11 protein-coding genes and 1 pseudogene are annotated in these 11,929 nt (G+C 63.4%); 1 reads left to right on the forward strand and 11 read right to left on the reverse strand.

The window, feature by feature from the left end:
- Positions 1-61: 61 nt before the first annotated feature.
- A pseudogene (locus tag ACWGTI_RS22055) lies at positions 62-1,017 on the forward strand (IS5 family transposase).
- Between the two features lie 150 nt (positions 1,018-1,167).
- Here the strand turns inward: ACWGTI_RS22055 and ACWGTI_RS22060 are convergent.
- From ACWGTI_RS22060 to ACWGTI_RS22110, 11 genes are all read right to left on the reverse strand, one after another.
- The gene (locus ACWGTI_RS22060) at positions 1,168-1,965 is read right to left on the reverse strand and encodes a hypothetical protein (protein ID WP_454589064.1); all 798 of its coding nucleotides are present in this window, start codon (positions 1,963-1,965) and stop codon (positions 1,168-1,170) included.
- A 53-nt stretch (positions 1,966-2,018) separates the two neighbouring features.
- Positions 2,019-2,657, reverse strand: coding sequence for a glycoside hydrolase family 25 protein (locus ACWGTI_RS22065; protein WP_454589065.1), 639 nt, complete (start codon positions 2,655-2,657; stop codon positions 2,019-2,021).
- 284 nt (positions 2,658-2,941) lie between these two features.
- Positions 2,942-3,988: an alpha/beta fold hydrolase gene (locus ACWGTI_RS22070; protein ID WP_454589066.1), complete on the reverse strand. Its 1,047-nt coding sequence runs from the start codon at positions 3,986-3,988 to the stop codon at positions 2,942-2,944.
- A 180-nt stretch (positions 3,989-4,168) separates the two neighbouring features.
- A complete protein-coding gene (gene recQ, locus ACWGTI_RS22075) occupies positions 4,169-6,004 on the reverse strand; it encodes a DNA helicase RecQ (RefSeq protein ID WP_454589067.1) in 1,836 nt (611 codons plus the stop codon).
- A 272-nt stretch (positions 6,005-6,276) separates the two neighbouring features.
- Positions 6,277-6,615, reverse strand: a complete 339-nt coding sequence (locus ACWGTI_RS22080) for a cupin domain-containing protein (protein WP_454589068.1) — start codon at positions 6,613-6,615, stop codon at positions 6,277-6,279.
- Positions 6,616-6,625: 10 nt separating this feature from the next.
- Positions 6,626-7,393, reverse strand: coding sequence for a 2-dehydro-3-deoxy-D-gluconate 5-dehydrogenase KduD (gene kduD / locus ACWGTI_RS22085; protein WP_454589069.1), 768 nt, complete (start codon positions 7,391-7,393; stop codon positions 6,626-6,628).
- Positions 7,390-8,247, reverse strand: a complete 858-nt coding sequence (gene kduI / locus ACWGTI_RS22090; RefSeq protein WP_454589070.1) for a 5-dehydro-4-deoxy-D-glucuronate isomerase — start codon at positions 8,245-8,247, stop codon at positions 7,390-7,392. The genes kduD and kduI overlap by 4 nt, the downstream gene beginning before the upstream one ends.
- Before the next feature lie 20 nt (positions 8,248-8,267).
- Positions 8,268-9,041, reverse strand: a complete 774-nt coding sequence (locus tag ACWGTI_RS22095; RefSeq protein ID WP_454589071.1) for a FadR/GntR family transcriptional regulator — start codon at positions 9,039-9,041, stop codon at positions 8,268-8,270.
- A 12-nt stretch (positions 9,042-9,053) separates the two neighbouring features.
- Positions 9,054-10,334, reverse strand: coding sequence for a TRAP transporter large permease (locus ACWGTI_RS22100; RefSeq protein ID WP_454589072.1), 1,281 nt, complete (start codon positions 10,332-10,334; stop codon positions 9,054-9,056).
- Positions 10,334-10,861, reverse strand: coding sequence for a TRAP transporter small permease (locus ACWGTI_RS22105; protein ID WP_454572874.1), 528 nt, complete (start codon positions 10,859-10,861; stop codon positions 10,334-10,336). Before ACWGTI_RS22105 ends, ACWGTI_RS22100 begins: the two co-directional genes overlap by 1 nt.
- A gap of 57 nt (positions 10,862-10,918) precedes the next feature.
- A complete protein-coding gene (locus ACWGTI_RS22110; RefSeq protein WP_454589073.1) occupies positions 10,919-11,896 on the reverse strand; it encodes a TRAP transporter substrate-binding protein in 978 nt (325 codons plus the stop codon).
- Positions 11,897-11,929 lie beyond the last annotated feature (33 nt).

Here is an 11,929-nt window from a genome sequence, read left to right on the forward strand (position 1 = left end):
GGGCCTGTTGCGTAATTGGCTGGTTGTGATTCTCTGAGACGGAAGTTCGGAGGGAATCGCAATGGCAGTGAAGCAGACGGGTCGGTTGAGCCTGGCAGAGGCTTTTCTTGGCCGTAAGCTGGTGGGAGGCTCTTCGCCGCTCGACCGATTGTCAGGTCTGGTGAAGTGGTACCGTTTCGAGAAGCTGCTGGCGGCGTTGCGCGATGGCGGGCCAGGACGTGCGGCCTGGCCGCCTCTGGTGCTGTTCAAGGCACTGTTGCTGCAATCGCTTTATGGGCTGTCGGATCGCGAGCTGGAGGAGGCGCTCAGTGACCGGCTGTCGTTCCGGCGCTTTGTCGGGCTTGGTCTCGAGGAGAGCATTCCCGATCACACAGTGCTTTCGCGGTTTCGCAATCTGCTTGTTGGCGAAGGGCTGATGGAGAAGCTGTTCGCAGAGTTGGACCGGCAGTTGGAGAAGGCCGGCGTGATCCTCAGGCGCGGCACGATGCTGGACGCAACGCTGATCAATGCGGTCTCGGCGCCACCGACGAATGAACGGGCCTCGCAGGACGCGGACGCCCGCGTCACCGCACGCAAGGGCAAGAAGGGTCTCACCTTCGGCTACAAGGCTCATGTCGGGTCGATGAGGGCTCCGGGCTGATCCGCACGGTGATCACCACGCCGGCCAACGTCAACGACACGGTGGTAGCCGATGCCTTGATCTGTGGCGACGAGAAGACGGTGTGGGCGGACGCCGCCTATGACACCCATGCCCGCCGCGCCCGGCTCAAAGCCGAGGGCAAGAAGCCTCGCATCGCGCGCCGTCCCAACAAGCACCATGCGCTATCGCCACGGCTCAAGCACTACAACCAGTTGATCGCCAGGCGACGGGCGGCAGTGGAGACCACCTTCGCCACGCTCAAGAACCGCATGAGACTGACCATGATCCGCTATGTCGGGCTAGCCAAGGCAACTGCTCAGGTCACGATGGCGGCGATCGCCTTCAACATGCGCCGATGGGCTGCCATCACGGGATAGCTGCGCCTGCAATCCGGCCGCTCAGGGCCAAGCCGCCACCAAAATCAGAAAACTAGACGCCAATTCCAAAGACACAAGCAGCAATCGCCTGCGTTCCACGCTCAGCGCTACCTGGTCAGCAACTGCGCAACAGGCCCCAAATGAGTGACGTTAAACGGTGACGTTGAAGTCGACGATAGCCTGCGAGGCAAAGGCGCCTGTGTAGACGGGGACGGAGAAATCCTCTTTCTGGCTGACACCGTTGACCGGGACCAGCCGCGTCCCCACGGCGAGGATCTCATAGGTTTTCCCCGATGTGACCGTGCGACCGCCATAGCTCGGGAACCGCATCGCGTCGGCCATGAACGCCTCCCGCACCGTTTCCCAGAAAGTCCGTTCAACGAGGGTGCCGGCCAACGCGGGCGTCGCCGGCGCCTTGGCGTCATCGGCCAGCTCGCGCACGGCGATCTGCACCGGCCCGATCGCCGTGTTCCGCGTTACCCGGATGGAGATCCAGGCCTGATCCTTGTTCAAAACGGGCCGCTGGGGTTCGGCCTGCACGGGGCTGCGTATGCCGAGCCGCTGCAGCAAGGTGTTCACGCCCGCACTGCCGCCGGCGATGATGAGCGCCGACAGGCCGGTCGAGACCTTTCCGCTCCAGGTGGCCGGCGTGCTGCCGGACGTGACCAGTGCGACCAGCCGGGCGAAGATGTCGTAGTGGAAGCCGAGCACGACGGTCAGTCCCACCGCGACCATCACCAGGGTCTTCACGGCGCGATTGTTGAACAGCATCCGGTACAGCCGCCACTGGAAGATGGTGGCGAGCGCGCTTTCCACCACCAGAACGATCACGGCGAGCGCGGCAAGCTCGGTGCCCAATTGACCGACATTGGGAACGGCGGCGTCTTCGGCAAAAGCCGGTCCGACGGTTGCAGCGAAAGCGAGCGCAAAACCAAAGATACGAAACATAGCCAGGGCTCCCGACAGTTACGTCCCCAGTGATCCCGCCGGATCGCCGTCCCTCACAGGCTGTAGCGCGAGCGAAACTCGGCGAAGGACATCGCCAGGTGGTCCTCGTCCACCTTTCCGGTGATCCCGTCGACGCTGCCCGAGTCGCTGAATTGCCAGATCGCATAGTTGGTGAAGCCCGACGGTATCGGCGGCGGGCTCGAGCTGTAGCGGGCAAGCCAGAGCGGACAGTTGCCAAAGCCGCTCGGGTTGCCCAGCGCCTGCCAGATGTTGGCGCGAGTGTAGATGAACGGCCAGCGGCCACCATGGGCGGACCGCACCGCGGCGACCCAGTCCTTCGCCTTCTGGACATAGGCGGCCCGCGCCGCCGGTGTCGAGGGAATGAGTTCGATGTCGAGCGAGGGAATGAGGTCGCCACTGCCGAACGACACCGTGCTGAGAAAGGCATGCGCCTGGTCGGCGCCGGGCGCGGTGTTGCGCAGGAAGTGATAGCCCCCCACCAGCAATCCTGCCGCCTTGGCATCGGCGACATTGCGGACCGCGAATGCATCCTTGCCGGTCTTGTCGGATATTTTTATGAACGCGAACTTGGCCCCTGCGTTGCGGATCCGCGTCCATTTTATGGCGCCGGCGCCGCCGCCACCGGCCTCGTTCTGATAGTGCGAAACGTCGATCCCTTCACGCGTCGGCATGCCCCTGCTCCCATAGCCAAGCGGGCGCCGAAAATTTGGCGCGCCCCGTTCGTATTGATGCAAGCTGTAAGAACTTCCCCGAAGCTCAGCGAACACTGGTGCGGAATAGAGAACCTGACTCTCTTGCTTCGCTGAATTCAGGCATATTGGCCCTATCTAAGGCCGCCTCTATGAAACCCTTCACACAGCTTTGCAGGAAGCTGGCGATCCGGTCGTTGACGGCTTCGGCTTCGCGTCCTTTGTACAAACGGGCGGCCAATGGCCGCCCGCTTCATTTTCCAGGATCAATATCCGTCGACGTCGATGACCGCCTGGGCGAAAGCCTGCGGCGCTTCCTGCGGCAGATTGTGACCGATGCCACCCTCGATCGTCCGGTGCGCATATTTGCCTGAAAACTTGTTGCGATAGGCCGTCGGGTCGAGATGCGGCGCGCCATTGGCGTCGCCCTCGAGCGTGATGGCCGGCACGCCGATGATCGGACCAGCGGCGAGCCGGTTTTCCAGATCGTCATATTGCGGATCGCCCGCCGCCAATCCGCCGCGCCAGCGGTAGTTGTGAATGACGATGGCCACATGGTCCGGATTGTCGAAGGCCGCGGCGCTGCGATCGAAAGTGACGTCGTCAAAGTTCCATTTCGGCGACGCCGTCTGCCAGATCAGCTTCGCGAAATCATGCCGGTATTTGTCGTAACCGGCCGCGCCACGCTCGGTGGCAAAATAGAACTGGTACCACCAGTCATGTTCAGCGCTTGGCGGCAGCGGCACCTTGCCGGTCTTGATGTTGCCGACGAGATAGCCGCTCACCGAGACCAGCGCCTTTGCGCGTTCCGGCCACAGCGCCGAGACGATGCAGGCGCAGCGCGCGCCCCAGTCGAAACCGGCAAGGGTCGCCTTGGGGATACCGAGTGCATCCATCAGCGCGATGACGTCCTGGGCGACCACCGATTGCTGGCCATTTCGCATCGTCTCGGCGGACAGGAAGCGCGTCGTGCCGTAGCCGCGAAGATAGGGCACGATCACCCGGTAGCCCGCCGATACCAGGAGCGGCGCGACATCGACAAAGGCGTGGATATCGTAAGGCCAACCATGCAGCAGAATGACCGGCGGCCCATCGGCCGAACCGGCCTCGGCATAGCCGATGTCGAGAACGCCGGCCTTGACCTGCTTCAGCGCCACGAAGGACGTGTTCGTCCCTGGCTTGACCGTGGGCAGGGTCGCCGCCTTTGCCGTGCTGGCCAGCGCGCCGGCCGAGCCGACCAAGCCGGCGGCAGCGAGGTTCAGGGCGGCCGTACCGAAGAAGCGGCGGCGGTCGTGGTTGATTTCGTCGGCCATTGGTTTCTCCTACTGATTGGTACCAACCGGAAAGGATGGCCCGGGTGTATCTCCCATGTGTCCCCATCCGTTCAAATTGAAAGCGGATGTAGCTAGGCGGCACCCGGACACACTGAGATACATTTCCAGCCGATCAGCACACATTCGGGATACGACAAAGCTTGACTTCGGCGAAAGCGTCTAACCTTGCGCTTCCGACTGGTGCCCAGAAATCGCGGCGAGGAAGACCCGGCCGAACTCCTTCAGCTTGGCCGCACCGACGCCGTTCACTTCGGCGAAACCGTCGAGGTCTTGCGGGCGGCGCTCGGCCATGTCGATCAGCGTGCGGTCGGAAAACACCACATAGGCCGGCACCTGGCGCTCCTTGGCCAGGCGCAGCCGCAGCGTCTTGAGCGCGGCCAGCAGCGAGGCATCCACATTTTCGCCCTGGGGTATCTGGCCGGCACGAGCCGCGCGGCGTGCGGCCCGCGTGCGCGTCTCGACGCGATACTGAAACGCGACCTCGCCACGACCGAGCGCATGGCCTTTCTCAGCGATGGCCAGGCCGCCATGGCCGCCCGGATCCGGCACCAGGAAACCGTTTGCGACAAGCTGGCGGATCAGCGACAGCCAAAAATCCTTCTTGTGCGCGGCGCCGCTGCCGAAACAGGCCAGCCTGTGATGACCTCTGGTCGCCACCTTTTCGGTCTCGTGGCCAAGGAGGATGTCGATGACATGGCCGGCGCCAAAACGCTCGCCGCTCTGCGCGACCGCCGCCAGGATGATGCGTGCCTCGGCGGTGCCGTCGGCGCGCGGCGCCTGCTCCAGGCAATTGTCGCAATTGCCGCAAGGGGCCGCCTCTTCGCCGAAATAGCCGAGCAGCACCTGGCGCCGGCACTCGGCCGTCTCGCAATAGCCGATCAGCGTGTCGAGCCGGCTATGCGAGCGGCGCTTGTGCTCGACGGCGGCGTCCTCGTCATCGATGAACATGCGGCGCATGCGGATATCGCCAAGACCGTACAGCATATGCGCCTCTGCCGCCCGGCCATCGCGGCCGGCGCGGCCGATCTCCTGGTAGTAGGCCTCCAGGCTGCCCGGCAAATCGGTGTGGAAGACATAGGCAACGTCGGGCTTGTCGATGCCCATGCCGAAGGCGATGGTCGCCACCATGACGACACCCGACAGCGTCATGAAAGCGTTCTGGTTGGCGTCACGCGCCTCCTTGCTCATCCCGGCGTGATAGGCGAGCGCGGTGACGCCGTTCTTTTCGAGGAAGGTGGCCACTTCTTCGGTCTTCTTGCGCGACAGGCAATAGACGATGCCGCTGCGCCCCTGATGGCGCTCGACGAAATTGAGCAACTGCCGCTTGCTGTCCTGCTTCGGCTCAATGGCAAGCTTGATGTTCGGCCGGTCGAAGCCGAGCACCTGCGTGTCTACACGCCCGCCAAACAGTCGTGTCTCGATGTCTGCCCGTGTCGTCTCGTCCGCCGTAGCCGTCACCGCAATGATTGGCACATCGGGAAAGATGCCGCGCAGCTGCGACAGGTCTTCATATTCGCGCCGGAACGCCGGCCCCCATTGCGAAATGCAATGTGCCTCGTCGATGGCGATCAGGCTGACATCGAGCCTGGCCAACGCATCCAGCATGCGCTCGGTCATCAGCCGCTCCGGCGCCAGATAGAGCAGGCGCGTCTGGCCCGACGCAACACGGCGCCACGCCGCGACATTGGCATCGCGCTCGATCGAGGAGTTGATCGTATCGGCGGCGACGCCGGCAAGGCGCAGCGCCGCGACCTGGTCCTGCATCAGCGCCACCAGTGGCGACACGACGATGGTGAGCCCACCCTTGACCAGCGCCGGAACCTGGTAGCAGAGCGACTTGCCCGCCCCCGTCGGCATGACGGCCAGCACATGACGGCCAGCGAGCAGCGCCTCCATCACGGAGGCCTGTCCCGGGCGAAAATCGTCGAAGCCGAATACGTCCTTCAGGACGCGCCGTTTGGGATCGTGCACGCTCGTTGTCGATATCTGCATCATGCAATTTCTGTGAATCACCGCCCCACAGGGCGCGGGCGTGACGATAAGCGTCGAGCTATGCCACGGCAATCGCTGCGATGGAAATTCTCGCCTTGGCGACGTTGCCTCCGCCCGCCATCGGGACGATGCGTTAAACCTATCTTCACCAAGTTACGGCACCATCCAAACCCTGCGGCGATGTTTCGAGTACCGCTGCGCCGCGAGCGCACAGGCAACAGCCCGCGCCTCCCAGGAGGCGCGGGTTTCTGTTTGCGGAACAGACCGGAAAAGGCTCAGGCCAGAAAATCGGCGCGGTACGGCGTAAAACTGTCGACCAGGCGTCCGGCCTCCAGCGCTTTGACGCCATGCACCAGATTGGACGGCACGATGAAGCTGCCGCCGGTCTCGATGATGTCGGTCCGGCCGTCGATGGTCACCTCGAAGCGGCCTTCGGCGACATAGCTGGCCTGGACATGCGGGTGCGAGTGCAGCGCGCCGACGCCGCCCTTGTCGAAACCGAATTCGACCATCATCAGTTCATCGGTGTGCAAGAGAACGCGCCGCCTGTTGCCGTCCGGGGTCGGCGTCCAGGCGCTCTCGCCGGGATGGGCGAAAATCTTCGGCTCGGTCATTGTCCTCTCCTCATCGCGCCAGCCAGCCGCCGTCGACCGGAACCACCGCGCCATGCATGTAGTCGGACGCCGGCGCCAGCAGGAAGACGGCGGCGTCGCCTATGTCTTCCGGCCCGCCCCAGCGGCCGGCCGGGATGCGCGCCAGGATCGCGGCACTGCGGTCGGGATCGGCGCGCAGCGCCTCGGTGTTGTTGGTTTCGATATAGCCGGGCGCAATCGCATTGACGTTGATGCCCTTTGCCGCCCATTCGCAGGCGAGCAGCCTTGTGACGCCGAGAGCGCCATGTTTCGACGCTGTGTAGGAGGCGACACGGATGCCGCCCTGGAAACTCAGCACGGAGGCGATGTTGACGATCTTGCCGCGCCGTCCGGTGTCTGCCAGCACGCGTTTGGCAAAAGCCTGGCTCAAGAAGAACAGCGTCTTCAGATTGACGTCGATGACGTCGTCCCAGTCGGCCTCGGAGAAATCGACGGCATCGGCGCGCCGGATGATGCCGGCATTGTTGACCAGGCCGTCGATCGGTCCGGTCACTTCCCAGACCTGGTCGAGCACGGTCTTCGCGGCAGCATGGTCGGCGAGATCGCAACGCACGGCCTCGAACTGCCCGCCCAGCTCGACGACTTGTCTTTGCGTGTCATCCATCGCCGAGCGGCCGACGCCGATGACAGTGCCGCCCGCGCGCGCGATGGAGAGCGCGATGCCCTGGCCGATGCCGGTGTTGGCGCCGGTGACCAGGATGCGTTTGCCGGCCAGGCTGAAGGCTGAAGGCCCGCTCACCGCAGTTCGTCCAGCGGCACCGGGTCGACATCGGTGTAGTCGACATTGTCTCCGGCCATGGCCCAGATGAAAGCGTAGTTGGAGGTGCCGGCGCCCGAATGGATCGACCAGCCCGGCGACAGCACCGCCTCTTCATTGGCCATGACGAGATGGCGGGTTTCGTCCGGCTCGCCCATGAAATGGAAGACGCGCGCCGTCTCCGGCAGGTCAAAATAGAGATAGGCCTCCGTGCGCCGGTCATGCACATGGCAAGGAATGGTGTTCCACACCGAGCCCGGCGCCAGCTGGGTCATGCCGACCACCAGCTGGCAGGTTTTTGCGGCATCGGCGTGGATGAACTGGAAGATCGAGCGCTCGTTGCAGGTCTCCTTGCTGCCGAGGTCGAGGCGCTTGGCATCGCCGATGCGGATCAACCGGTTCGGATAGGTCTGGTGCGCCGGCGCGCTGAGCAGATAGAATTTGGCCGGTGCGGACTTGTCGGCCGACGCGAACGACACGTCGGTGCTGCCCATGCCGAGATAGAGCATGTCGCGCGCCTGCAATGGGTGGCTCTCGCCGTTTGCCGTCACCGAGCCGGCGCCGCCGATGTTGACGATGATAAGCTCGCGGCGGTCGAGGAAATCCCTGGTACCCGTCGGCTTGATCGCTTCCAGCGGCAGCGGTGCAGCCGCCGGCACGGCGCCGCCGACGATCATGCGGTCATAGTGCGTATAGGTCAGGCTGATGCGCCCGGGCTGGAACAGGTCGTCAATGTGGAAGTGGTGACGCAATTCGTCGGTCCCCATGGCAGCCGCGGCAACCGGGTCGATAGCGAAACGCGAGTTGAAATCGGTATGCGGATGAATTTCGTTCATTACTGCTCCAGCTGCTTTGTCTATTCGGTGTCAGCCGCCTTGACCGAGTCGGCGTAGAAGACCTGGCGGGCGTGCAGACGCTCGCGGTAGCGCTGCTGGCTGGCGGTAAGATGGGCGCGCATCGCCTCGCGCGCGCCTTCGGCGTCGCCTGACGTGATCGCGTTCAGGATCACCAGATGCTCGCGCTGCAGGCCGCGCTGATAGCTGTCGGACTGCACCAGTTCGGTCGACCAGGGCGAGGTCACGTCGCAGGGAATGGCACGGCGGCCCAGCACATCCAGCATCTCGACATAGAACGGGTTGTTGGTGGCGCTGGCGATTGCCCGATGGAAGGCGAGATCGGCCGGTCCGGTCGGCTCGCTGTTGAGCAGCAGCCGCTCGAACTCGAAGAAGGCCTCCTGGATCGCCGCCTCCTGCGCGGCGTTACGGCGGATGGCGGCGAGCCCTGCCGATTCGATCTCGACCGCCAGGCGCACTTCCAGCACGTTGAGCGCGACCGAATCCTTGGCTCCCATGTCGGCGGCAAGCGCCCCGAACATTGTCGAGATGTGTTCGGTGACGAAGACGCCGGCGCCCTGGCGCGCCTCGACCAGGCCGTCGGCGGCAAGCTTGGCCAGCGCCTCGCGGATGACAGTGCGGCTGACGCCGAAGGTCTCGGTCAACTGTCCCTCGGTCGGCAGTTTGTGGCCGGGCAGGATCTCGCCGGCATGCAGCTGCTTGCGGATCGCCGCGACGACGGTCTCCGACAGCTTGGGCTTTCTCTCGACCTTCAGATCAGCAATTGTTTCGGCCACGTGGGTAACCTTCTAGTGGAACAGGCTCGGCAGCCACAATGAGATTTCCGGTATGTAGGTGACAAGCATCAGCACCGTGAAGGCCGCGCCGTAGAATGGCCAGATCGAGCGCATCGCCGTCCAGATCGGGATCCGACCAATGGCGCAGCTGACGAACAGCACCGCCCCGACCGGTGGCGTGCACAGGCCGATGCCGAGATTGAGGATCAGGATGACACCGAAATGCACGGGGTCGACGCCATAGGCTGTCACCACCGGCAGGAAGATCGGGGTGGTGATGATGATCAGCGGCGACATGTCCATGAATGTGCCGAGGATAAGCAGGATGATGTTGAGCAGCAGCAGGATGACCAGCTTGTTGTCGGATACCGACTGCAGGAAGGCAACCAGCGCGGCGGGCACCCTGAGATAGGCCAGCAGCCAGCCGAAGGCGGCTGCGCAGCCGATAATCATCAGCACCATGGCCGTCGTACGCACCGCCGCCGTGGTTGCGGCGACGAAGTCGCCCCAACTCATCGAGCGGTAGATGATGAGCGTCACCAGGAAGGCGTAGACGATGGCGATGCATGAGCTTTCCGTGGCGGTGAAGATGCCCGACCTGACACCACCGAAAATGATGCCGATGAGCAGGAGGCCGGGAATGGCGGCGACGAGCAGTTGCAGGACCCGGCCGAAGCCAGCGAAAGGCTCGGTGGGATAGCCGCGCCGGGTGGCAACCCAATAGGCAGTGATCATCAGCGACAAAGCCAGCAGCAACCCTGGTATGACGCCGGCCGTAAAGAGGTCGGCGATCGAGATACGGCCGCCGGCCGAGATCGAATAGATGATCATGTTGTGCGACGGCGGGATCAGAAGAGCGATGATAGCGCCCACCGATGTGATGTTGACGGCATAGTCGACGCCGTAGCCGCGCGCCTTCATCTGCGGGATCATCAGGCCGCCGACGGCCGACGCGTCGGCTACGGCTGAACCGGAAATGCCGCCGAACATGGTTGACGCCGCAATGTTGACCTGACCGAGACCGCCGCGCAGATGGCCGACCAGCGATCCGGCCAGCGCCACTAGCCTGGCGGCTATGCCGCCGCGCACCATGAGGTCACCGGCGAAGATGAAGAACGGAATGGCCATCAGCGAGAAGACGGAAACGCCTGAGTTGAGGCGCTGGAACACCACCAGCGGCGGCAGGCCGAGCACCAGCACGGTGGCGAAGCTGGCCACGCCAAGACAGAATGCGATTGGCGTGCCGATGATGAGCAGGAAGACGAACGTGCCGAAGAGAACTATCAGGGCCATTACAGATCCTCTTCGCCCGTAGCATATTGATCGGCATCGACAGGCAGCCCGGCAAATCGCCCGGCCAGCCGCTCCAGGGAAAACAGACAGACCAGCGCGCCGCCCAGGATGACCGGCAGGAAGGTGACACCGCCCGGCATATCGAGGGACGGCATGATTGTGTTCCAGGTCAGCCTGGCGAGTTGAACGCCGTAGACGATCATGCCAAAGCCAAAGGCGAGCACGACCAAGTCCGAAATGCTGCGCAGCACCGCCTTGCCCGAGTGCGGCAGAAAATAGAGCAGCACATCAAAACCCAGATGCGTGCGCTCACGAACACCGACTGCTGCGCCCAGGAAGATGAACCAGCCCATCAGCAGCACCGAGAGGGACTCGGTCCAGCTCGGCGAGTTGTTCAGGACATAGCGTGAGAATACCTGCCAGAAGATGATGATCGTCATCAGCGTCAGGCCCGCCCCGCTGACCCACAGCGCAAGCTTCGCCAGTTGCGACAGCAGCCGCTCCGTTGCCAGCCAGAATGATTTCATGTGGACCCCTCCGCTGAGTGGTGGCGCGGATGATCGCGCCACCACCTTCGCGACGAATTACTTGGTTGCCTGGATACGAGCCGCGAGATCCTTCAGCGCCGGCGTCGACAGGTACTTGTCGTAGACCGGCTTCATCGCGTCGATCAGCGGCTGCTTGTCGATCTCGCTGACCTTGACGCCGGCCTTCTCGACGATATCGCGCGACTTCTTCTCCTGCGCGTCCCAAAGCTCGCGCATCTTGACGACGCTGTCCTTGGCCGCCTGGCGCACGATCGCCTGGTCTTCAGGCGACAGCTTGTCCCAGCTCGCCTTCGCCATCACCAGCACTTCCGGAACGATCTGGTGCTGGTCCATCGTGTAATGCTTGGCGACTTCATAGTGCTTGGCGGATTCGAAGCTCGGCCAGTTGTTCTCGGCGCCATCGATGACGCCTGTCTGCAGTGCCGAATAGACCTCGCCATAGGCCATCGGCGTGGCGTTGGCGCCGAGCGCATTGACCATGTCGACGAACACGTCCGACTGGATGACGCGGAACTTCATGCCCTTCATATCGGCCATCGAGGTAATGTCCTTCTTGGTGTTATAGAAGGAACGCGCGCCGGAATCGTAGAAGGCGAGACCGACAAGGTCATGCGCCTCAAACGCCTTCAGGATCTCGCCGCCGATCGGCCCGTCCATGACATGGCGCATATGCTCGACCGAGCGGAACATGTAGGGCAGCGACGGCACCGCAGTCTCCGGCACGATGCCGTTGAAGGGGCCCATCGACACGCGGTTCAGGTCGATGACACCGGTCTGCGTCTGCTCGATCGTGTCCTTCTCCTCGCCGAGCTGCGCTGAATGATAGACCTCGACCGAATAGCGGCCGGCGGTGCGCTCCTTGATCAGCTCGCCCATGTACTTCACCGCCTCGACGGTCGGATACCCGTCGGGATGGGTGTCGGCCGAACGCAGCACGGTCTGGGCATTGGCGACGCCGATCATCAGCGAGCCGAAGGCGAATGTGGCTGCCGTCAGTTTTGAAAAATAGAACATGACTGTCTTCCTCCCTTTGTAAAAATCAAGGCG

It is taken from the genome of Mesorhizobium sp. ArgA1 (assembly GCF_053714375.1).